The sequence below is a fragment of the Thalassospira sp. MCCC 1A01428 genome, from assembly GCF_002115825.1.
Lineage (GTDB): Bacteria > Pseudomonadota > Alphaproteobacteria > Rhodospirillales > Thalassospiraceae > Thalassospira.
Genome location: NZ_JFJZ01000024.1, coordinates 1 through 23,853, shown reverse-complemented (window position 1 = coordinate 23,853; position 23,853 = coordinate 1). Strand labels below are relative to the sequence as shown.

The following is a 23,853-nucleotide window of genomic DNA, read 5'->3' as shown; positions in this document are numbered from 1 at the left end:
CATGAGCGAAGAAACATTCGACTATATCATCGTCGGAGCAGGTTCGGCGGGCTGTACGCTCGCCAACCGCCTGTCAGAAATCGGCAATGCCACCACCCTGCTACTTGAAGCCGGGGGCAAGGACCGCCACCCGTGGATCCACATCCCCGTCGGCTATCTTTATTGCATTGGCAACCCAAAGGTTGACTGGTGCTTTAAAACCGAAAACGAAGCCGGGTTAAACGGTCGTTCACTTTCGTATCCACGAGGCAAGGTTCTGGGCGGCTGTTCTTCAATCAATGGCATGATTTACATGCGCGGTCAGGCTACCGACTATGACCAGTGGCGTCAGGCAGGATGTCAGGGCTGGGGTTGGGACGATATTTTACCCCTGTTTAAAAAATCGGAAGATTATTATCAGGGCAAGGACGAGCTGCACGGCGAAGGTGGCGAATGGCGCGTTGAAGAAGCCCGCCTGCACTGGGACATTCTTGATGCGTTTCAGAACGCCGCAGAACAGGCCGGTTTCGCCAAGATTGACGATTTCAATCGAGGCAACAACGAAGGGTCCAGTTATTTCAAAGTCAACCAGCGCCGCGGTATTCGCTGGAACACCGCCAAGGCCTTTCTGCGCCCTGCCCTGGATCGCCCTAATTTACACCTGCAAACCCACGCCCAGGTTCGTCGGCTGATTATTGAAAATGGGCGCGCTGTAGGTGTGGAATTTGATCATCACGGCGCCATCCGCACGGTACGTGCGCGGCGCGAAATCATCCTTTCAGCCGGATCCATCGGCTCCCCGCATATTCTGGAGTTGTCGGGTATAGGCCGGGGCGACGTTTTGCAAAAAGCAGGTATCGCCGTTACCCATGAAAACAAATCGGTCGGCGAAAACCTGCAAGACCATTTACAATTGCGCTGTGCCTATAAGGTCGAAAATATCAAAACCCTGAACGAACAGGCAAACTCGCTGTTTGGCAAAGCATCCATTGCGCTGGAATATCTGTTCAAACAATCTGGCCCAATGTCGATGGCGCCCAGTCAGCTTGGCATGTTTACACGCTCGTCCAGTGCGTATGACATGCCAAATCTACAATATCATGTGCAACCACTTTCACTTGATAAATTTGGCGACAGTGTTCATCCGTTTCCGGCCTTTACTGCCAGTGTGTGTAATTTGCGCCCCGAAAGCCGTGGTTCCATTCATCTCACCAGTCCGGATTTCAAACAACAGCCTGCAATTGCGCCCAATTACCTAAGTGCCGAGGCCGACCGGCAGGTCGCGGTTGATGCCATTCGCCAAACCCGGCGGATCGCTTCGCAAAAAGCATTGCGGCCCTATAATCCGCAGGAATTTAAACCCGGTCCCACTTACGAAACAGAAGATGATCTGGTTCGTGCAGCCGGCGACATTGGCACGACTATTTTCCATCCTGTGGGCACCTGCCGTATGGGGGTAGACCCCGATGCGGTGGTTGACCCCACCTTGAAGTTCAATGGCATTGCCGGACTGCGAGTAGCGGATGCCTCGATCATGCCAACGATTGTTTCGGGTAATACCAATTCACCAACCATCATGATTGCCGAAAAAGCCGCGCAATTGATCAAGGCTGATGCCGCCTGATTCCATATGGCAAAATAATGCAAAAAGAACAGGGCCAGACAATTGATGTCTGGCCCTGTCTGTATTTCATGATAATGAAATTATGCCATCACGTGCCGGGCCGCTGGGCAACAATTCGTTCCCGCACAGCACCGGCAGTGCCCGTTTCTGCAACATCGCCATCGCCAATCACGATGGCCTCATGTAGCATTTTTTCGGCCAGACGCACCTGGTTTTCATCGCGGGTATGCGCCACACATAACGGCGATGCTGCCGACACTGTTTGCCCAACCCGAACAAAATCGGTGAAGCCAACAGCATGATCAATTTCCTGGTCGGCACGTGTTCGCCCGCCTTTCAGAGCAACCAGCGCCAAACCCACCTTGCGCGCATCCATCGACATAATTCGCCCGGTTTTGGTCGCCGCAATTTCCGACACCATCGGCGCTGCTTCCTGATGTTTGTCGATATTTTCAACAAAATCAACAGGCCCGCCCAAAGCGCCAACCATACGGCCAAAGACCTCGGCGGCACGCCCCGAGGACAACGCAGCCGCAGCCTTTTGCAAACCATCGGCGACATCAGTGGCAATGCCGGTCAACGCCAGCATTTCGGCGGCCAATGCCATGGTCACATCGTAAACGCGCTGTTCCTGGGTTTTACCGGTCAGAAAATCGACCGCTTCTTTCATTTCCAGCGCATTGCCAACTGTTTCGCCCAGTACCTGGTCCATATCGGTCAAAAGGGCTGTTGTCGGCACCCCGTTCCGCGTTGCGACCTCGGTAATGCTTTGGGCCAATTCACGGGCGCGATCATATTCATTCATAAAAGCGCCAGAGCCAAATTTGACATCCATCACCAGCGCATCAAGCCCCGCCGCCAGTTTTTTTGACAGGATTGACGCCGTAATAAGCGGGATGGATTCAACCGTCGCCGTAACATCGCGAATACCATAAAACCGCTTGTCCGCCGGGGCCAGATCCGCAGTCTGGCCGATAATCGCGCAGCCAACCTCGCGCGTTACCTTGGCAAATTCTGCCAGATCCGGCGCGGTACGATACCCGGGAATGGAATCAAATTTATCCAGCGTGCCACCAGTATGGCCCAATCCCCGACCTGAAATCATCGGGACATAAGCCCCGCAAGCCGCAACAATCGGCCCCAGCATTAAGCTTACCTTGTCGCCGACACCACCGGTGGAATGTTTATCCACCACCGGGCCCTTTTCCAAACCCAGTTTTTTCCAGTCAAGCACCGTGCCGGAATCGCGCATATTACGGGTTAATGCCGCGCGTTCGTCCATTGTCATGCCTTGAAAAAACACAGCCATGGCAAATGCGGCGACCTGACCTTCGCTAATAGAAAGGTCAGCGATCCCTTTGACAAAAAAAGCAATTTCATCTTCGCTTAAAACATCACCCTGACGTTTACGACGAATAATTTCCTGCGGCAGCATTTTTTTCCCCTGCTCGGCAGTTGATTAAAAATTCAAGGCGGGCGCCATAAAGCTGCCCGCCCAAAAACCCTGTTATAGCGGACTGTTGTTAATGGCTCCGGGCAAAGTAACGCAACAAAATGCGGATCAGGTTTGCCGATCCTTCCTTCGCCATTTCCAGTGTCTGTTCATGGCTTAATGCTGTTGCACTCATGCCGGCAGCAAGATTGGTAATATTGGAAACCGCTGCCACCCGGAAACCAAGACGCCGGGCCAAAATGTTTTCCGGCACAGTCGACATACCAACCGCATCGGCCCCCATTACCCGCAACGCACGAATTTCGGCAGGCGTTTCAAAGCTGGGACCAGTACACCAGGCATATGTTCCCTCAAACAGGGCAATACCAAGCTCTGCTGCCGTATGATGCAGGCCTGCACCAATTTCCGGGTCATAGGGAACATTCATATCCACGAAACGGTCCGTACCATGATAGCCAATTAACGGGTTGGGCCCAAACAGGCTGATATGATCAGTGATCAGCATCAGGTTTCCCGGGCCTGCTTCGGAAACCAAAGACCCCGCCGCATTGGTTAAAATCAGGCGATCCGCACCCAGCTTGCGTAAAACTTCCAACGGTTCCGCCATCAGGTCTGACCGGCCATGTTCATAATAATGCGCCCGCCCCTGCATTACAGCAACCGATACGGCGCCAATCCGCCCCAACACCAGTTGCCCGCCATGCCCGACCACAGTTGGTTTGGGAAACCCCGGCAAGTCGGCATAGTTGATGGTAATGGCATCGCTGACCGCATCCACAACACCGCCCAGCCCGCTTCCCAGAACCAACGCAACATCAGCGCTAAAGCCCGGTGCTTTTTGGGCAATAACAGCAAGGGCAGATTCAATATCGCTCATGACAAATTCTCCGGCCCAAAGGAATGCGGGATCAGCTCTTCGCGGGTTAATGTCAGCAGGGTTTTCCCGGCTTCGTTAATCACAAAAATGGTTGCGTCCGGGCCGGTAAATTCGCGAATTTTCTGACGGCAGCCGCCACAGGGTGTACAGGCAACGTCGCCACTGCCCACCACCACAATTTCGTTAATCTTGCGTTCACCGGCCAAAACCATCGCCGAAATGGCACCACCTTCGGCACATACGCCTTCGGGATAGGCGGCATTTTCAACATTGCAGCCCGCAATGACCACACCATTATCGGTTCGCAATGCCGCACCAACCAGAAATTTGGAATACGGCGCATAAGCATTTTTGCGCGCAGCTTGTGCCGCAGCCACCAGATCATCTGGTGCAGTCAATTTTGCGCCACTATGAGCCGAGTTATTTTCAATCATTTCTTCATCCAGTCGGGGCCCCGCCCCATAAACCACAAAATTTTAACGTTCCTTGACGTAAGGACGCCCCAGCGATTTTGGGGCCACCGCACGGCCAATGAAGCCCGCCAGCAAAATTACCGTCAGAATATAGGGCAGTGCCTGCACCAGCTGCACTGGCACCTCGCCAATACCAGGTAAAACCACGCCCTGAAGACGGGTTGCCGCCGCATCAAGAAAGCCAAATAAAATGCAGGCAAACATCGCCGGGAATGGCCGCCATTTACCAAACACCATGGCCGCCAGCGCGATATAGCCCTTGCCTGCGGTCATGTCCGATAAAAACGAAGCGCCCTGTGCGGTCGAAAGATACGCCCCGGAAATGCCGACAAGAAAACCGCTACACAAAACAGATTTATAGCGCATGCCAACCACGCTGATACCAGCGGTGTCAACCGCGCCGGGGTTTTCCCCCACAGCCCGCAGGCGCAAACCGAAACGGGTACGATACAAAATCCACCAGGAAGCGGGAACGGCCAGGAACGCAACATAAACCAGAATGTTGTGGCCGCTGATCAGTTCGGAATACAACGAGCCCAGGATCGGCACATCAGCAACAGCATCCGCACCCGGCAGGGTGATCGGCTGGAAACGGGCATCATGGTCAAGTGCCGGGGTTTTACCGCCCTGGGCAAACAGGGCAATACCCACAAGTGCTGTCAGCCCGGACATCAGAATGTTAATCGCCATGCCCGACACAACCTGGTTGCCCTTATGCGTGATGCAGGCAAAACCATGCAGCAGAGACAGGGCCATTGTTGTCAGCACTGCAGCACCAAGCCCCAGCCAGTGGCTGTCGGTATAATAGGCAACACAGGCCGCCGAAAACGCCCCACCCAGCATCATGCCTTCAAGGGCCAGATTAATGGTCCCTGCCCGTTCGGAAAACATCCCGGCAAGAGCAGCAAGGATCAGGGGGGTCGATGTCCGCATCGTTGCGTCAAGCAACAGGACGACCATTTGGAAATTATCCATTATGCTGCCTCCTGCGCACGCTGGCGCAACCGCCAGGCCGTATAGATCCGGGTGACACGCGGGCGGAACATATGTTCCAGCGCACCGGTGCACAAAATGACCAGGCCCTGAATAACCACAACCATGTCATTGGTAATGGTTGGAATTTCAAACGAAAGCTCCGCCCCACCCTGATAAAGCATGCCAAACAACAGGGCTGAAAGAAAAATGCCAAACGGGTGATTGCGGCCCATAAGGGCGACAGCAATACCGACAAAGCCATACCCGGCGGTAAAATCGATCAGCAGGCGATGCTGAACCCCCATGACTTCATTAAGTGCCATAAAGCCGCCAAGCCCGCCCGAAATCATCATGGCAAGAATGATATAACGGCCCGGTTCGATCCCGGCGAAGGTTGCTGCTGCGGCATTGGCACCCACGGTACGAATGGCATAGCCCCAGCGCGTATGCCAGATAAACAGCCAAACCAGCACGCAGCACGCAATCGCATAGACAAAGGAAAAGTTCAGCGGGCTGCTGGTCATATCAAACCCGAACCAGCCCGCCATATCGTGGATATAGGGCAGCGTCAGGTTTTCATCGATTGCGGCACTTTCAGGTGTCATCGAGCCTTGCGGGCGCAACACATTTACCAGCAGATAAACCATCAGCGATGAGGCAATGAAGTTAAACATGATGGTGGTGATCACCACATGCGACCCGCGCCGTGCTTGCAAATAAGCCGGGATATAGGCCCAGGCCGCCCCAAAAAGCGCCGCAGCAAGGATGCTGACAACCGGCATAAGGGGGGCTGGAATCCAGTTAAGGTAAAGGGCTGCCAGTGTCACGCCCAGACCACCAATATAGGCCTGCCCTTCAACACCGATATTGAACAGCCCGGCATGAAATGCCACCGCAAAAGCCAGACCGGTAAAGACGAAATTGGTGGTGTAATAAAGGGTATAACCCACCGCTTCTTCATAGCCGAATGCACCATACAGCATGATGCGCACAACTTCGGTCGGGTCTTCGCCAATGGCCATCACCACCAGCCCGGAAATAAGAAAGGCCAGCACCAGATTCATCAATGGCAAAACGCCAACGTCAATCCAGCGCGGAAGTTGGATGGTATCACTCATTTTCCGGCCTCCGCTTCTGCCTGTTTCGGGTCTACACCCGCCATCATCAGGCCCAGAACCCGTTCGTTTGCATCCGCGGCATTCACTTCACCAACAATAAAGCCATCACACATCACCAGGATACGGTCCGATAGCGACATGATTTCGTCAAGCTCAACCGATACCAGCAATACAGCCTTGCCAGCATCACGCATGGCGACAATCCGTTTATGAATAAACTCGATCGCACCAATATCGACACCGCGTGTAGGCTGCCCCACCAGCAACAAATCCGGGTCACGCATTATTTCACGCGCCAGAACCAGCTTTTGCTGATTGCCGCCTGAAAAATTTGCCGCCTTTAAGTGCGGGTCCACCGGGCGAACATCAAATTCTTCCATCATATGGCGGGTAGCATCGGCAACCTTGCCCCAATCAAGCAACAAGCCCTTTTGATACGCCGTGTCATCCTGATAGCCCAGAATAGCAGCTTCTTCGGCAGAAAAATTCGTCACCATTGCCATGCGATGGCGATCTTCGGGCACGTGGGCAACCCCACGCTGCCGCAGTTCAGCCGGGCCAACCCCGCGGCCAGGCGTTACATCCTGACCATTTAGCATAACCTGGCCTTCCGATACGGCCCGGATTCCCCCCAATGCTTCCAAAAGTTCGCTTTGGCCGTTCCCCGAAACCCCGGCAATACCCACAATTTCGCCTGCCCGCACGGTAAAGCTGGCATTTTTGACCTTGCGAACACCCGCACGGGTATCAACACACAGATTATCGACCTGTAAAACCGTTCCTTGCGGATTGGCGTTGCCTTTTTCCAAACGCAACAATACCTTGCGGCCCACCATTAATTCAGAAAGTTCTTCCGGGCTGGTGTCGGCCGTATGACGATGCGCCACCATTTCGCCCTGGCGCATCACCGAAACATTGTCTGTTGCGGCCATAATCTCGCGCAATTTATGCGTAATCAAAACAACCGTTTTGCCCTGTTGTTTCAGGGTACCCAGAATGCGAAACAAATGGTCCGCTTCCTGTGGTGTTAAAACGCCGGTTGGTTCATCAAGAATAAGAATTTCAGCCCCACGATAAAGGGCCTTTAGAATTTCAACGCGCTGTTGCAACCCGACCGACAACTCACCGACAATGGCGTCAGGGTCGATATCAAGGGAGTATTCGCGTTCAAGTCGGCGCAGTTCTTCACGGGCCTTGTCCACACCTTCGCGCAGTACAGCACCGCCTTCAACACCCAGTATCACATTTTCCAGCACACTAAACGGTTCAACCAGCATAAAATGCTGATGCACCATGCCGATGCCCACGGCTATAGCGTCTTCCGACCCGTTAATGTTGCAAAGCGTCCCGTCAACGTGAATGGTGCCTGCGTCTGCCTGGTAAAAGCCGTACAGGATGCTCATCAACGTTGATTTGCCAGCACCGTTTTCCCCGACAATGCCGTGGATGGTGCCTTTTTCTACTTTCAGATCGATTGAATTATTGGCGTGAACCGCACCAAACCGCTTATCAATTCCGCGCAGTTCAATGGCGGGCGGCACGGTACCGGTTTTTCCGGTACCGTGCGCTGAATGTATCGTATCCGACACGTCAAATCCCCGATTGTCTTGACGACTTACATCGGGCAAGCGCTGTCAGTCATGTAATCATGAACCTTCAGCGAGCCGTCGATGATTTCTTCTTTCGCCTTGGCAACGGCGGCTTTCATGTCGTCGGTGATCAGCTTCTCGTTATTTTCGTCGAGAGCCCAGTCAACGCCGCCATCCTTAAGGCCCAGAACGCTGGTACCCGAATGCCACTTGCCATTCGCAGCATCGTCAAATGCCTGATAAACGGCAACGTCAACACGCTTGAGCATCGAGGTCAAAACCGAACCCGGGTGCAATGCATTCTGGTTTGAATCCACACCAATACCAAGTTTGCCGGCATCAGCCGCCGCCTGAAGCACACCAACGCCAGTGCCACCAGCCGCATGATAAATAACGTCCGCACCCCGATCGAACTGCGATTTGGCCAATTCACCACCCTTTACCGGGTCATTCCAGGCCGCACCGGTCGTACCGGTCATGTTCTGGAAAACTTCGGTGTCGGCATTGGCATATTTAACGCCCTGGGCATAACCGCAGGAAAATTTATGGATCAACGGAATATCCATCCCGCCAACAAAACCGACCTTGTGCGTTTTGGAAGCCATTGCCGCTAACACGCCAACCAGAAACGAACCTTCCTGTTCCTTGAACAGGATCGACTGGACATTCGGCAGATCGACAACCGAGTCAACAATCGCAAAATTGGTATCCGGAAATTCAGCCGCAACTTTTTCAAGGGCGCTTGCCTGCGAGAAACCGATAACAACAATCGGGTTCATACCGCGGCGCGCAAAGTTACGCATGGCCTGTTCGCGTTGGGAATCGTTCTGGATTTCAAAATCGCGATACGCGGTGCCGGTATCTTCTTTATATTTTTCGGCCCCCATATGGGCGCTCTGATTAAATGAACGGTCGAATTTTCCACCCAGATCATAAACAACCGCCGGCTTGATTTCAGCAGCCGAAGCTACCGTTGCATAGCACGCGACAGCCGCGACCATTGTGGTCAGAAGCTTTTTCATTCCGATGCCCTTCTGTTGTTTGATTGTCTTATTTTCATTCCCGCCACTGCCCTTGACGGCGGAACTCCCTCATCGAAAAATTGTGCCCGTACCTTTTTATGAATTATTCGGGTCTGAATGCGCCTTTCCCCTAAAACCGGATACGGACACCATATGGTAACTACAAAATATGGGCCTGTGTAAATAGGCGAGGAACATTATCAGGTATAAAAGCTGTCCGTTTGGTCAGAACCGCCTTCGAAACATGTTCGCTTTACCCTGCCCTATCAGTGATTTCCCTTACATTGCCCGTTTAATAGGCACTAAAATAAAATTCAAGAAATTTACCCGGCCTTTGACTGATAGTTGTCCGAAAAAGTCACAACCCACACCGCGTTAACGCCACTGCCATCTCATAAACAACGGGTCGATTCTTTTTAGACTCGCCAAAATACCGGTTTTCGAGACCATGAAGATACCCTGCCATCTTTCCGACAGTCGCCATAACCACAAGTTTTGATCTCCGGTGCGTCCACACCCAAAACCATGCATGCCGTAACCATAGTTTCAGTCGACATTGGCGTGCGCCTGGCTACCATATCAAAGACCGAATTTTTAATAGATGTTTTCGCGATTTGACCGGAGCAAACAAATGAAACAGATGACATTGGGCCTGCTGGCAGCCTGTTCAATGATTACACTTGGCAGTGTACCTTCTTTTGCTGATTATCAACTGCGAATTTTACACACAAATGACGTTCACGACCGGGTAGAATCAGTCACGAAATATAACAATACCTGCGATGCGGCCGACGAAGCCGAAGGAAAATGTTTTGGCGGATATGCCCGCCTTGTAACGGCAATCCGCGATATCCGCGCCAAAGGCGACAATGTTGTGTTGCTTGACGGCGGCGATCAGTTTCAGGGGTCACTCTTTTACACCACCTATAAAGGCGACTTCACCGCCGAATTAATGGCTATGGCTGGCTACGATGCCATGGCCATTGGCAACCACGAATTTGATGACGGCCCCGAAAACCTGGTCCGCTTTATTGAAAACAATAAAACACCGGTTTTGTCTTCAAATCTGGTTGCCGGTCCGGGATCTCCGTTACATGAAAAGGTGAAAGCCTATAAAATACTGAGCGTTGGCGGACAAAAAATTGGCATCATTGGCCTGACAACCGAAGAAACACCTGAAATCAGCTCCATCGGCCCTGACGTGACATTTATGAAGTCCGAGGAAGCACTTCGCATTGCCGTTGCCAAACTGAAACTTGAAGGAATTAACAAAATCATCGTTGTCGGCCATGACGGGTCCTATCGTGATTTTGCAATTGCCAAACAGGTCGACGGTATTGACGTTATTGTTGGCGGTCATGATAACCAGTTATTTTCCAACACCGCCAAAGATGCCAATTATCCCTACCCGGTGGTCGAGCATACCCCGAATGGCGATCCTGTACTAATTGTTCAAGCCTATGCCTATAGCCGCTATCTCGGCGATTTGAAGGTAACCTTTGACGATAATGGCACACCGGTTAAATGGGACGGCAACCCGATCGCACTTGATAGCAGCATAAAACAGGCACCAGATGTATTGGCTGCGATTGAGGCCAAACGTGGCCCGGTCGATGCCATTCGCAACCAAACTGTCGGCGAATTTAGCACCTCCGCCGACGGATCACGCGAAAGTTGCCGGGCAAAGGAATGCGCCATGGGCGACCTTATAGCCGATGCCATGCTGTGGAAAGCTGGCGATGATTATCAAATAGCTGTGCAAAACGGTGGCGGTATTCGCGCCAGCATTGATGCCGGAAAGGTTGATATGGGTGAAGTCATGACAGTTTTGCCATTTCAAAACACGCTGGCAACCTTCAAACTTTCTGGCAAGGACATGATCGCGGCTCTTGAGCACGGTGTTTCAGGTGTTGCCGATGGTAAAGGCCAGTTTCCGCAAATTGCCGGGTTGAAATTTGAGCTAGACCTTGCTGCAGGCGATGGCAAACGCGTGTCGAACGTGATGGTAAAGGAAAATGGTACCTACACCGCGATCAACCCAGATCGGCAATATGGTGTCGTTTCAAACGATTTCATGCGTCGTGGTGGCGATGGCTATAGCATATTTCGCGATAATGGCATCGACGCCTATGATTATGGTCCCAACCTGGAACAGGCTGTTGCCGAATTTATAGGTGCAAATTCGCCAATGGCACCAACAACACATGACCGCATCATCATGAAATAGCATTCAGTTTCACTGACACAGATACCGAAACCGCTAATCAATAAATGACGGGGTGGCCAATTACGGCCTCCCCGTTTTATTGTTACAAGGATGGGATAAGGGCTGGGCGGTGTTGGCCTTTTCCTTGCCAGCACGCAAACAGATAACTATCAATCAGTCCTGTATGTGACTTTCGACACCGGCCTGCCTCCGCGCATTTTCATAACCCCGTTTCAAAGACGCCCCACATGTCCCTGTCTGCCAACATCCTGTGTCTGGGCGCTGCCCATTTTGACAGAACCATGCAATGCCTGAACCCTTTTGTAGCCGGGGCATCCAACCCGGTTAAAACATTGCATCGCAAACCGGGGGGTGTTGGGCGCAACATTGCCGTTCATTTACGGCTTTTGGGATGCAATGTTGGCATGGCCGGTGCCGTGGGCCGGGATGGCGACGGCACCCAAATCGTTCAGTCGCTATCGGAAATTGGCGTTGATACCCGGCTTCTGGACCGCCTGCCGGGCCAGCACACCCCCGGTTATACGGCCATTCTTGATATGGCAGGAGATTTGGCACTGGGCCTGATAGATGCCGAGACCTACGATAAATTAACGCCTGCGCATTTTCAAAGCCGCCTGCCCCAGCTAAAAAAATGGGATTGGTGGATAGCAGACGCCAATTTGCCAAGCGATACACTGGCATGGCTAAGCCGCAACAAAGGCAGTGTTCCATTATGTGCGGCAACAGTTTCCCCCTCCAAGGCACAGCGATGGAAAGAAATCGTTGGGGATATTGATCTGTTAATTACCAACCGGATTGAAAGTGAAATTTTAACCGATCAAACCGTTACCAATGTCGACGAAGCTTTGCGCGCAGCTCGGAAATTACATGCCAAAGGCGCGCCCCGGATTATCATCACCCTCGGTGCTCAGGGCATTGTCGCTTTAAATAAAGGGGAAACATCTTTCTGGGCACCACTACCGACACAGCTTGTCGACGCCAATGGTGCGGGCGATGCCTTTTTTGCCGGCTTTGCCGCCGCAATCGCGACTAATCGCACTGAATTTGATGGCGCTGTTGCCCAAGGTCTGGCAATGGCCAATCTGACAGCAGAAACACACGGCACCACCGTGTGGGACCTGGATTTAAAAACCGTGCAGGAACGCGCACAAACAGCCGTTAAACAGATGCAACCATCGTAAGATCAGGCCATGAAACAGCCCTGATGCCCCCATTATTGGCCGTTATCTCCGGCTCCGATGATAGGGGCGCACAAGATACTCCAGCCAGTTTTGTAATTCGATCAATCGTGAAGGCGCCTTTAAAACATCTTCACCAACGCCGTAACGCCATGCGAGGTCTGTTCGGGTCGGTGTTTCATGCAAGGTAAACCAGTCTGCGGCCATTTCATCCAGGGCCTGCTGGTTCTTAAATAATCCAGCGTCGATCAGGCGTTGTCCGTAACGGCGAAAAATGGCGGCCAGTTCAGCCAATGAATATTCCGGGTGATATTGCACACCCCAAAAACGATACTGAGATGTTTCAAATACGAACGCCTGAATAGCAGAATGGCGATTTGCGGCCAAAATGACCGCGCCGTCGGGCACCTGTGACACTTCGTCCATATGCACCGTCATGGCACTATAACAGGCGGGACGTCCGGAAAATAACGGATGTTTCATCCCCGCCTCGTTCAGCAATATTTCACGCCCGATGCCAATTTCGCGGCCTTTTTTACAAGGTTGCACCGTTCCACCAAAGGCCTGGGCCACAATTTGCATACCCCAGCAACTGCCGAAAACCGGCACTCCCGATTCAACACAGGCGCGTGCCAGCGGTAGCTGGTTGGTCACAGCAATTTCGTCCGAATAGGCATTCAAGGCCGATCCCGTCCAGGCAATGCCATCAAAATCGGTGAAGGTGACACCGGCAGGCAAACAATTCGGCCCATCATCAGCCGGGTGGACAATGGTCGCGTCAATTTCGGGATCAAGCGATTGCAAGGCGCTTACATAACCTTCGCCTGACGGCGACCCGCCCAGCGATTTATTAAGCTGGTTAACTGCTGCCAGGTTGCCATCAACAATCAGTATTTGTAAGGCCATTACATGTTCCCCGATCCCGAAAATTCCGGTCTGTAGTTAATCAGCCCAATTCACCAGCACAGGCACGACGATATATCGCTGCGTAATCCGCCACCGATAAATCAATCGGGTTACCACCGTCAGACGGATCCGCCTTGGCCTTGGTCGCGATTTCATCGGCACGGTCAACATCAACGCCAATTTCACGCAGGGTATTGACAATACCAAGCCGCGACCGGAACCCCAGAACCCAGTCAAACATGCTTTCAAAGCCAGGTGCTGCAGTGTTCAGCATCCGGCCCAAAACCACCATTTTATCATCGATGGCCTTGCGGTTGGCCCGCATGACATAGGGCATTAAAATAGCGTTGGTCAGGCCATGATGAGTATCAAAAACAGCCCCGATCGGGTGTGCCAGCGCATGAACACCGCCCAGTCCTTTTTGAAAGGCCGTTGCCCCCATCGATGCAGCGGCCAGCATATCGGCCCGTGCCTCGATATCATCGCCGTTATCATAGGCACGCGGCAGGGCTTCAGCGATCAGACGCATGCCTTCCAGGGCAATGCCATCTGCCATCGGGTGATATCCCGGCGCACAAAAGGCTTCAAAACAATGCACAAAGGCATCTACCCCGGTGGCTGCGGTTATATGTGCTGGCAAACCAACGGTCAGCTCCGGGTCGGAAATAACAATGCCGGGCAGCATTTTAGGGTGGAAAATGATTTTCTTTTCGTGGGTATCCTCGTTGGTAATAACACTGGCACGCCCCACTTCCGACCCGGTACCCGAAGTGGTTGGCACGGCGACAATCGGTGCTATTCCATCAGGATCAGCACGGGTCCAATTGTCACCCACATCTTCAAAATCCCACATCGGGCGGGTCTGCCCGGCCATCAATGCCACGGCCTTGGCCGCATCCAGCCCCGATCCACCGCCAAATGCAATCACACCATCATGGTTACCTGCGCGGTAAACCGCCAAACCGTCGTCAACATTTTTACCAACCGGATTTCCTTTTACGCCGGCAAACAGGCCTGTTGGTACTCCGGCTTCCTCGTTTGCGGCAATGGCATTGCGTACCATCGGCAAGTCTTTCAGGCCTTCATCGGTAATCAGCAGCGGTTTGGTCATTCCCAATGCCTTGCAGGCATCAGCCAGTTCAGCAATTCGGCCCGGCCCAAAACGCACGGGGGTCGGATAATTCCAGTTTCCGGTAATCTGTTTGCTCATGATCATTTCCTTTGGCGCGCTTGCGCCCATCCTTAAATTTTGGTCCGCAAGTGAAAACTTTTCGGGCGGGTCAGGCTTTCATAGCCGATTTTCGACAAGGTACAGCCCCGGCCCGAATTTTTAACCCCAACCCATGCCAGTGCCGGGTCAAGATAATCTGCCCGGTTCATAAACACGGTACCGGTTTCAAGTTGATCACCAATGCGTAATGCAGCTTCCTCGTCAGCCGTCCAGATCGATGCTGTCAGGCCAAATTCACTATCATTCATCAGTTTGATCGCTTCTTCATCCGAAGCAACTTTCATGATGCCAACAACCGGACCAAAACTTTCCTCGCTCATCACCCGCATCGAATGATCAACGTTGATTAAAACCTGCGGGGCCAAATAAGGGGAGCCTTCTGCGTTGGCGGTAAATTTGGCGGGATCAATCAATGGCTTTGCCCCTGCTGCAATGGCATCGGCAATTTGGCCCCGCACAAAATCGGCCGAACTGGCCCGCACCATCGGCCCCAGATTGGTGTTCGTATCAATCGGGCTACCCAATCGATATTGCGAAACCAAATCGGCTGCTTTGTCGGCAAACGCGTCAAAATGGCTTTCATGCACATAAATGCGCTCGATCCCGCAGCAGGACTGCCCCGTATTAAAAAACGCGCCGTCGATAACGTTTTCGACAGCATGATCCAGATTGACATCCGCACGAATATAGGCCGGGTCCTTGCCACCCAGTTCCAGCCCGGTTGCAATAAACTTACCCGTCACGGCACGTTGCACGGCATGGCCACCTGGAACAGACCCGGTAAAATTAACAAAATCGACGCGACGATCGCCCATCAGTTTTTCGGCATCTGCATGGCTTAGGTGCAGATACTGAAAAACACCATCAGGCAAACCCGCCTTGGTAAAAGCCTCGGCAAAGCGTTCGGCGCAAAGCGGGGTTTGATGCGAATGTTTAAGCACCACGCTATTGCCCGCCATCAAAGCCGGAATAACCCCGTTAACAGCTGTCAGATAAGGAAAATTCCACGGCGCAATAATAGCGACAACACCCAATGCCTCCCGGCGAATGAAACGGTTAAAACCCGCTTTTTCGCCAGGGTTATAATCCCCAAGGGCTTCGGGTGCTATGTCGATCATATAGGTGGCACGTTCTTCAAAACCGGCGACTTCACCCCCGGCCTGCGAAACAGGCCGCCCCATCTGCCAACTAATCTCGGCAGCGATTTCATCCTTTTTGCCAACAAACGCGGTAACAGCCTTGCGCAAGATTTCCTGCCGTTCGACAACGGGCACATTACGCCATGTGCGCTGGGCATCCTGCGCTTTATCAAGTGCACTATTAATTGCCGTTGCGTCTGCCAATGGCCGTTCGACATAAACAGATCCATCAACAGGCGAGATGGTTCTTAAAGTCTCTGACATTATTCCTCACAGGATAATAAAGATGGAGGTCTTGGTTGATTCTTGATGATGTAGAATGCAAGAAAAACAGCGCAAACTTTTGAAAAAAGATAATTTTACAAAAATCATATGATTTCAAAATAGCGCTGCATCTCCCAGTCGGTTATCGCTTTACGAAATTCGCGTTCTTCCCATTCACGCGACTGGGCGTAATGTTCAACAAACTTCGACCCGAACAAATCGTTAGCTGCCTTTGACTGGCGCAACCTTCCGGCTGCTTCATAAAGTGTCGCCGGAATTGTCAATTCAGCGGGAAATTCCTGTTCATAAGCATTGCCAACCACCGCAGCAGTCGGTTCAATTTTATGTTCAATGCCCCACAAACCCGAGCCAATACAAGCCGCCAGCGCGATGTAAGGGTTAATATCCGCCGCCGCAATGCGATATTCCACCCGCTGCGATTTACTGCTACCGGGGATCACCCGCAAGGCCGTGGTTCGGTTTTCAACACCCCATGTCGCATTGGTTGGTGCCCAAAAACCGGGAATAAGGCGGGAATAGCTATTTACCGTGCAAGCCACCATCGACAGCAATTCCGGCATCAGTTTTTGCTGCCCGCCAACAAACCAGCGCATTTCATCGGACATATTGTGGGGCTTGGCATCGTCAAAGAAAACGGATTTTCCGTCCTCTATGCCAAACAGGGATGCATGCATATGACCGGACTGCCCCGGCCACTCTGGCGACCATTTTGCCATAAAGGTCGCCATCCATTCGGATCGCTGCGCCAGAACCTTGGTAAAGGTTTTAAACAGGGCTGCCTTATCGGCGGCACGCAGGGCATCATCATGGGCAATGGCTGCTTCCAAAACTCCTGGGCCGGTTTCAGTATGCAGCCCCTCAATCGGAAAATCCATGGCCTCGCCCAGATCAAGAAGGTCACGGTAAAATTCGGCATGAACCGAGCTTCGCAACATCGAATAGCCGTAAAAGCCCGGCGTGATATTTTTAAGGTCACGATAGTTTTTTTCGCGCACACTATGCGGGGTTTCTTCAAACAGGAAAAACTCGAACTCGCACGCAGCTGTGGCGCGGTAGCCCATATTTGCCGCCTTGTTCAAGACCCGGCGCAACACCGCACGCGGACATACATTTTCCGCCTCGCCGTCAAATTCGCCTAAAAACAGAATGGTATCTTCTTCCATCGGCAATTCACGGCAGGTTTCGGGCAACAGGCGCACCGGCGCATCAGGATAGGCCGTATGCCAGCCGGTAAATTTGGCGCTGTCATAAAGCTGATCATTGGAATCCCAACCCAACACCACGTCACAAAAGCCAAAACCACCGTTTAACGACGACAGGAACTTGTCCTTATGCATGTATTTGCCACGCATAATACCGTCGACATCAAAAACACCGACCTTCACATATTTGATCTGGCGTTCTTCAATTAATTTCCGGGCATCTTCGGCAGTTTTAACCTGTTTCGCCTCCATGGGCGGCCTCCTGTTTGATCGTTTTTCAAGGATCGATCTTTTTATTTTATGGTTTTCCGCCTCTTCGTGCGGTGATGTCACAGATATTATTGTAACAAATTTTACAAAATTCCATCATTTTTTCGATAATTTGATTTATTTGTATAATTTATTACAATTAGTCAAAATCACAACGCCAAACATCACACGATCAGCCGGGAAACAGGCAGGCATTACAAAGGAATACCTGCCTGCAACACTTTATCCCGCCAGACAACCAACGGCAGAATCAGCTATAGCGATAAGGTGCGCCCGCCTTTTCCATGGTTTCGGCATATTGCTTGAGAATTTCAACAACCTTGGCGCATCGAGGGCTGGTCTGCGCTATTTCATCCCAGAACTTATGCGCTTCGGCTTCAACCTGTTTCCATTCCGCATCAGGGATGGATGTCAGTTCCATTTTGGTTCCCTGGGTCCGCAGCTTGGCTTCCCCCGCCCAATACCAGTAAAGCCGGTGGTAATGCGAGCTGTCCATACAGGCCCGGAACAGTTCCTTTAAATGGTCGGGTAATTCATTCCAGCGTTCTTCATTGGCAAAGTACGAACCACACCATGCACCGGAGATATTGTTGGTCAGGAAATATTTAGTCACATCGGCCCAGCCCACTGTGTAATCCTCGGTGATACCCGACCATGCAATGCCATCAAGCTCGCCGGTTTGCACCGCGACTTCCACATCTTCCCATGGCAAGGTTACCGGGACCACGCCAAAACGTGACAGGAATTTACCTGCTGTTGGAAACGTAAAAATACGTTTGCCTTTAAGGTCTGCCAGACTTTTGATCGGCGCAACCGTGGCAAAGTTGCATGGGTCCCACGACCCGGCAGAAAGCCATTTGACACCTTCCACTTCGTCATAGGCCTCTTCCCAGATCTTATCGAGGCCGTATTCGTAAAACAGGGTCGGCACATCAAGGCTGTACCGTGATGCAAACGGGAAATAACCACCAAAAACCGACACATCAACCGGTGCGGCAATCGAATCATCATCGGACTGTACCGCATCAATCGTGCCGCGCTGCATGGCGCGAAAAAGCTCGCCCGTCGGCACCAGCTGGTCGGCATGGTACAATTCAATTTCCATTTCGCCATTGGCAATTTTATTAAACCGGTCAATCGACGGTTTAATCACATGTTCCGCCAGTGCCGGGCCCGCATAGGTTTGCAAACGCCAGGTAATTTTCGCATTTGCCGCCTTCACATAGGGGGCCGCAAATGCCGTTGTTCCGGCTGCGGCGGTGGCCAACCCTGCTTTTCTAAAAAATTCGCGTCTTGAAGTCATTTTTTATCTCCCTGATCAATAAACAGGCGGGATTTTCCCCGCAATTTTGGCTCGCCAGACCGGCGAAACCGCCCCTCTCCGTTTCTCGAGTATCGGTCCCTCGGATGGTTTCTGTTTGTTGGACCTGCGTTCGGATTGTCACGAAATACAGGTCAATAGCGCATCTGTGGGTAATCAGTGACCGTATTGGACACCGGGTAACCACAAGGCGATCTGCGGAAACGCCATCACAAGGACCAGGGCCAAAACCATGATCAGCACAAACGGCGTAATGGATTGATAAATGTCTTTAAGAGTAACTTCCGGCGGAGCCATCGCCCGCATTAAAAACAGGTTATAGCCAAAAGGCGGCGTCATATAGGCGATCTGGCAGGTGATGGTATAAAGCACGCCATACCACACCAGATCGAAACCAAGGTGGCCGACCAATGGCACATAAAGCGGTGCAACAATCACCAGCATCGCCGTATCATCCAGGAACATACCCATAATGATAAACGATACCTGCATCAGGATCAGGATTTGCCATGGCCCCCACCCCATTTGATCGACGAAGAAATTTTCGATCGCACGCACGGCACCAAGGCCATCAAACACCGCACCAAAACACAGGGCAGCAAGAATGATCCACATGAACATGCAGGTAATGGACAGGGTTTTGCGCAGGGTTTCTTCCATCACATGGGATGTCAGGCGGCGCTTGAATATTGCCGCAAGCGTTGCCGCCAATGCCCCCACGGCCGAACTTTCGACCAGCGAGGTGTAACCCATCAAAAACAGACCGGTCATGGAAAAGAAAATGAACAGCGGGATCAAACCGGCCTTCAGCAAACTGACCTTTTCCGACCAGCTGACAGCAGCACGTTCTTCACGGCTAAGGGCCGGTCCCATTTCAGGCTTTAACCAGCACCGCACCGCAATATACAATACAAACAGGCCTGCCATCATCAGTCCGGGGAAAACTCCCGCCAGCCAAAGCTGACCGACAGGCTGACGCGCAATCATGCCATATAGCACCAGAACAACACTGGGCGGCACCAGAATACCCAGCGAACTGCCCGCCTGAATAACCCCTGTGACCATGATTTTATCATAACCGCGCCGCAACAATTCGGGCATGGCAATGCTGGCCCCAATCGCCATACCGGCAACGCTTAATCCGTTCATCGCCGAAATAGCGACCATCAACACAATGGTGCCAATGGCAAGCCCGCCGCGCACCGGCCCCATCCAAACATGGAACATACGATACAAATCATCGGCAATGCCCGATTCAGACAGCATATAGCCCATGTAAATAAACAGCGGCAGGGTCAGAAGCGGATACCACTTCATCAGCTTCATCGCGGCACTAAAGGCCATTTCAGACCCGCCATCGCCCCACAGGGCGAGCGAAAACACAACCGCAACAACACCAATCGCGCCAAAAACGCGCTTGCCGGTCAATAACAGCAGCATCATTGATGCAAACATCAACAACGCGATCATTTCATAACTCATTACAGAACCTCCCCGCGAATACGGGCCAGATCCCGAAAGAATGTCGCTATCGCCTGCAGCAACATCATAAACACGCCAAACGTCATGATCACCTTGATTGGTGCCATAGGCGGCGACCAGCTGGAATAGCTGGTTTCGTTATACTGCAGCGCATAAGAGGTAGAGGAAATGCCGCCATATAGCAAAAATGCCAGATAAAAAATCAGCAGCAGAATCGTTATGGCATCAACAATGGCCTGGGTCCTGGGCTTCCAAGATCCGTAGAACAGATCCATGCGCACATGGCTATCAAGCTGCATGGAATAACCACCACCCAGCAAAAAATAGGCAACCATTAAAAACTGCGCCGTTTCCAGTGTCCAAAGGGCAGGAAACAGAAAAACCTTGGTAAAGGAAGAATATAAAAGAACCGCCAGCATCGCAAAAATCAGATACATGGCAAACCGCCCGATAATGCGGTTTATCCGGTCCACCCACCGGACATAAGCTTTAATCACTTCAGGCATCGTACAATCCCATTCCCCGATGTCTTGGTCTCTATTTATGTGCCGGCCCTTTAAAACCGGCACATCAGATTCTGGATCAAGGCTGGCCAACCGGCGTGTCATGCCTGCAACACAAAATGACTACCATGCGTTGCAGGCCGGGCTATCGGGTTGTGATAAAAGCCGCAATTCACCAGTTCTCAAAGCAACCTGCCTTAAGAATGGTCGATTCAAGTGATGCAAGGAAAATGCATCTTCTTGCGGGCAAAATCCCATATGACGTCAACCCCTGCATTGCCGAAACAATGGACGTTACGTTTGTGCCGCCTCCCGGGCGATCAACTGCCAATTCAGACAGCCATTTTTAATTCGCGCCACCTTTGGTGGCATAGGGCATTTTTGCCTCTATGTAATGAACGTTACATCAAGCCTGTTTGAATGACAAGATTGTTAGTTGATGTAAAATTCATTACAATTCCATCCAAGGTGATGTGACAAATTGAGCAAGATGAACTATAGGAACCTTCCCACCGCTTGCCGCTGCTTGCAAAACCAGCCCTTTCCAGCTTTACCGCACGGGAATCACCGATTTGGACGCCATGGAAAAAACCACCCGGCCCAGTGTTGCCGAACTGATCACGCAAAAAGCGGACGACCTGACGGCTTCCGAACGTAAACTTGCGCAGGCATTGCTTGGTCATTATCCGATGGCGGGCCTTGAAACTGTTGCCACCTTTGCCGAAAGATGTGGGGTTTCTGCCCCAACTGTGCTTCGATTTGCAGGTAAGCTGGGGTTTGAAAGCTACCCCGAAATGCAATCGCGCCTGCGCGGTGAACTGGAGGCACGGCTGCAATCCCCCCTTACGCGAAGCGCCCTTCCCCGTGCTGCCGTGGCTGCAACCGGCCACCCGATGGGCGAATTACTGCATCATATGATTGACGCGGTTACATCAAACATCCGCTCGTCACTCACCAATATTGCCCCCACCGAACTGGCAGGCGCCGTTCAGCTTCTGGCCGACCAAAAGCGCGCTGTTTATGTACTGGGAGGGCGGTTTTCATCGGCATTGGCGGTTTATGCCTATGAGCATTTGCGTTCAATGCGCGGCAATGTGCGCCGTGTTTCCGGTCAGAATACCAAGTGGACGGAAGATTTACTTGATATCGGCAAACGAGACGTTTTGCTGGTGTTTGATGTCCGGCGCTATCAGCATGATGTTATTACCTTTGCTGAAACCGCCTCGCACCAGGGTGCCAGGGTTGTTTTGTTTACCGATCAGTGGCTAAGCCCGATTGCCCGGTTTGCCAAACATGTTTTTCCCGTCAGAATCGAAACAGCAACAACCTGGGACAGTGCGACTGCAAGCATGGCTTTGCTTGAAACATTACTGGAAGGTGTTGGCCGCGCCAATCCGGATCATGTTCGCGACCGGATCGAACATCTTGAACGGTTACGCCGCCGCCCGATTGGCGAATAACCAATTCCGGCAGGTTTGCTTGCCCCTAATTCACCCTGCCCCTGCACAAATTATTGAAACGGCGCGCCAGCCAAGCTAGCTTGGCCGCTTGTTTAATCCATTGCGGAGACGCCACCATGCATCCCTTCTTTATTTTCGTGAAATGCGAACTTGGCAAAGCCTATGACGTCGCCGCCGCGCTGGTAGAAGAGGTCGAAGGTGTTTCCGAAGTCTATTCGATTTCCGGCCCGTTTGAATTACTGGTCAAAGTCTATATCGAAGACGGACAGGATATTGGCCGCTATGTGAACGAAAAAATTCACGCCCTGCCCAATATCAAGGACACCCAAACCATCATCACCTTTAACGCATTCAGCTAAACAGCCTGACGGGTCGTAATGGCCGGTTTAAAGCTGCGAACGAGGCCACATGAAAACGCAGGAAACAGATCGTCTTATTCTGAGGAATTTCAGAAAAGACGATGCAGATGGTCTTTATGCCTATTTACATATGCCAACCGCAAGCTGCTTTCTGTCTTTGCGGCTTGATAGCCCCTTAAAAGCCAACGACGAAGCTGAGAAGCGCAGCAAAAGTGACGATTACATCGCTGTCTGCGAGAAAAGCTCGGGTAAACTGATAGGTGATGTCTTTGCTGTGGCCGAAAAGCACGACAAGGACGTGTTTGCCATTGGCTGGAATTTCAATCCGGATTTCCAGGGACATGGCTTTGCCAGCGAAGCTGCCAGAGCCCTTCTCACCTATCTTTTCACGGCACAAAACGCCCGACGCCTTTATGCCTATGTCGAGGACACAAACACCCCTTCGGAAAGCCTTTGCCAAAAGCTGGGGATGCGAAAAGAAGGGCATTTCATCGATTTTGTGTCCTTCAAAAACGACGAAACCGGCAGCCCCATCTACGAAAACACAATGCAATACGCCTTACTGAAACGGGAATGGGAATCCCAGCAGACGACATAATCAAAATGGTTTCATTTCAGGTTCTGTTGCGCGGCTGTTTTGCCGCCTGAACGCCAAAATAGTGAATATCCCAAACGAAAAAAGGCTCCCTTTAAGGGAGCCTTTTTCACTGGCGGGCAAGGAGGGATTAGGGGGCATAACTTGGCGAAAAATTATTCATGTTATTTCAATGTATTAACTCAAATCGAACCACCCAATGTGTACCAAAATGTGTACCAAACCGTGTACCAGATTGAAAACAAGTTGACGTCACCCCCTCCCTGCTTTAGATAAGAACAAAACAGGAACATTTGAGGTGAGCGAAAGGTAAGCCAATGGCAGATTGGCGCGAATACAATTGGAATCTTGCGTCTCTGCATGGATTCGCGATGAATGACGACCATTGCAACATCAGCTGCATTCATTGCGGATATTCGGCGAAGCTATATTTTGGGCCGCTGCTGATCAAGCACGGCCCCACCTTCAAAATGGGGCCGCATCTTAAAAACCTGCGCTGTTCGCAATGCAATGGCCGGGGTGCCACCCCGCGCACCAGTTCCCATATCCCGGAACGTGAGAAAGCCCCGTTTTTCTGCCCGATCA

21 protein-coding genes are annotated in these 23,853 nt (G+C 51.9%); 7 read left to right on the top strand and 14 right to left on the bottom strand.

Annotated elements, in window-relative coordinates; genetic code table 11:
* Position 1: 1 nt before the first annotated feature.
* Complete coding sequence (locus THS27_RS16840) at positions 2-1,603, top strand: GMC family oxidoreductase (RefSeq protein WP_085592940.1); 1,602 nt, start codon at positions 2-4, stop codon at positions 1,601-1,603.
* 88 nt (positions 1,604-1,691) lie between these two features.
* Here the strand turns inward: THS27_RS16840 and deoA are convergent, their stop codons facing one another.
* From deoA to THS27_RS16805, 7 genes are all read right to left on the bottom strand, one after another.
* Entirely contained in the window at positions 1,692-3,038 is a 1,347-nt protein-coding gene (gene deoA, locus THS27_RS16835; RefSeq protein WP_085592938.1) for a thymidine phosphorylase, read from the bottom strand.
* Between the two features lie 88 nt (positions 3,039-3,126).
* Complete coding sequence (locus THS27_RS16830; RefSeq protein ID WP_085592936.1) at positions 3,127-3,933, bottom strand: purine-nucleoside phosphorylase; 807 nt, start codon at positions 3,931-3,933, stop codon at positions 3,127-3,129.
* The gene (cdd, locus tag THS27_RS16825; protein WP_085593027.1) at positions 3,930-4,367 is read right to left on the bottom strand and encodes a cytidine deaminase; all 438 of its coding nucleotides are present in this window, start codon (positions 4,365-4,367) and stop codon (positions 3,930-3,932) included. The genes THS27_RS16830 and cdd overlap by 4 nt, the downstream gene beginning before the upstream one ends.
* Before the next feature lie 42 nt (positions 4,368-4,409).
* A complete protein-coding gene (locus tag THS27_RS16820; RefSeq protein WP_085592934.1) occupies positions 4,410-5,381 on the bottom strand; it encodes an ABC transporter permease in 972 nt (323 codons plus the stop codon).
* The gene (locus tag THS27_RS16815) at positions 5,381-6,499 is read right to left on the bottom strand and encodes an ABC transporter permease (protein WP_085592932.1); all 1,119 of its coding nucleotides are present in this window, start codon (positions 6,497-6,499) and stop codon (positions 5,381-5,383) included. Before THS27_RS16815 ends, THS27_RS16820 begins: the two co-directional genes overlap by 1 nt.
* On the bottom strand, positions 6,496-8,088 hold the full coding sequence (locus tag THS27_RS16810) for an ABC transporter ATP-binding protein (protein WP_085592930.1): 1,593 nt from the start codon (positions 8,086-8,088) through the stop codon (positions 6,496-6,498). Before THS27_RS16810 ends, THS27_RS16815 begins: the two co-directional genes overlap by 4 nt.
* 26 nt (positions 8,089-8,114) lie before the next feature.
* Positions 8,115-9,110, bottom strand: a complete 996-nt coding sequence (locus THS27_RS16805) for a BMP family protein (protein WP_085592928.1) — start codon at positions 9,108-9,110, stop codon at positions 8,115-8,117.
* Positions 9,111-9,741: 631 nt separating this feature from the next.
* On the opposite strand from THS27_RS16805, the gene THS27_RS16800 reads away from it, so the two are divergent.
* Positions 9,742-11,337: a bifunctional UDP-sugar hydrolase/5'-nucleotidase gene (locus THS27_RS16800; protein WP_085592926.1), complete on the top strand. Its 1,596-nt coding sequence runs from the start codon at positions 9,742-9,744 to the stop codon at positions 11,335-11,337.
* Between the two features lie 227 nt (positions 11,338-11,564).
* Positions 11,565-12,518 carry a PfkB family carbohydrate kinase gene (locus THS27_RS16795; RefSeq protein WP_085592924.1) on the top strand — a complete coding sequence of 318 codons (954 nt, stop codon included), beginning with the start codon at positions 11,565-11,567 and terminating at the stop codon, positions 12,516-12,518.
* 42 nt (positions 12,519-12,560) lie between these two features.
* Here the strand turns inward: THS27_RS16795 and THS27_RS16790 are convergent, their stop codons facing one another.
* The 7 genes from THS27_RS16790 to THS27_RS16760 form a co-directional block, all read right to left on the bottom strand.
* On the bottom strand, positions 12,561-13,421 hold the full coding sequence (locus THS27_RS16790) for a type 1 glutamine amidotransferase (RefSeq protein WP_085592922.1): 861 nt from the start codon (positions 13,419-13,421) through the stop codon (positions 12,561-12,563).
* A 40-nt stretch (positions 13,422-13,461) separates the two neighbouring features.
* A complete protein-coding gene (locus THS27_RS16785; protein ID WP_085592920.1) occupies positions 13,462-14,631 on the bottom strand; it encodes an iron-containing alcohol dehydrogenase in 1,170 nt (389 codons plus the stop codon).
* Positions 14,632-14,663: 32 nt separating this feature from the next.
* Positions 14,664-16,055: an aldehyde dehydrogenase family protein gene (locus THS27_RS16780; RefSeq protein ID WP_085592918.1), complete on the bottom strand. Its 1,392-nt coding sequence runs from the start codon at positions 16,053-16,055 to the stop codon at positions 14,664-14,666.
* A 104-nt stretch (positions 16,056-16,159) separates the two neighbouring features.
* Positions 16,160-17,530, bottom strand: coding sequence for a glutamine synthetase family protein (locus THS27_RS16775; RefSeq protein ID WP_085592916.1), 1,371 nt, complete (start codon positions 17,528-17,530; stop codon positions 16,160-16,162).
* A 268-nt stretch (positions 17,531-17,798) separates the two neighbouring features.
* The gene (locus THS27_RS16770; RefSeq protein ID WP_085592914.1) at positions 17,799-18,851 is read right to left on the bottom strand and encodes a TRAP transporter substrate-binding protein; all 1,053 of its coding nucleotides are present in this window, start codon (positions 18,849-18,851) and stop codon (positions 17,799-17,801) included.
* Between the two features lie 174 nt (positions 18,852-19,025).
* Entirely contained in the window at positions 19,026-20,351 is a 1,326-nt protein-coding gene (locus THS27_RS16765) for a TRAP transporter large permease subunit (RefSeq protein WP_085592912.1), read from the bottom strand.
* Entirely contained in the window at positions 20,351-20,857 is a 507-nt protein-coding gene (locus tag THS27_RS16760; protein WP_085592910.1) for a TRAP transporter small permease subunit, read from the bottom strand. Before THS27_RS16760 ends, THS27_RS16765 begins: the two co-directional genes overlap by 1 nt.
* Positions 20,858-21,435: 578 nt before the next feature.
* Between THS27_RS16760 and THS27_RS16755 the strand changes: the two genes are divergently transcribed.
* The 4 genes from THS27_RS16755 to THS27_RS27185 all read left to right on the top strand — a co-directional run.
* Positions 21,436-22,314: a MurR/RpiR family transcriptional regulator gene (locus tag THS27_RS16755; RefSeq protein ID WP_085592908.1), complete on the top strand. Its 879-nt coding sequence runs from the start codon at positions 21,436-21,438 to the stop codon at positions 22,312-22,314.
* A 116-nt stretch (positions 22,315-22,430) separates the two neighbouring features.
* Positions 22,431-22,673: an Lrp/AsnC ligand binding domain-containing protein gene (locus THS27_RS16750; RefSeq protein ID WP_085586171.1), complete on the top strand. Its 243-nt coding sequence runs from the start codon at positions 22,431-22,433 to the stop codon at positions 22,671-22,673.
* A 49-nt stretch (positions 22,674-22,722) separates the two neighbouring features.
* Complete coding sequence (locus THS27_RS16745) at positions 22,723-23,271, top strand: GNAT family N-acetyltransferase (RefSeq protein WP_085592906.1); 549 nt, start codon at positions 22,723-22,725, stop codon at positions 23,269-23,271.
* 368 nt (positions 23,272-23,639) lie between these two features.
* Positions 23,640-23,853, top strand: a 214-nt coding sequence (locus THS27_RS27185) for a hypothetical protein (protein ID WP_210402928.1), incomplete at its 3' end; no start/stop codon positions are given.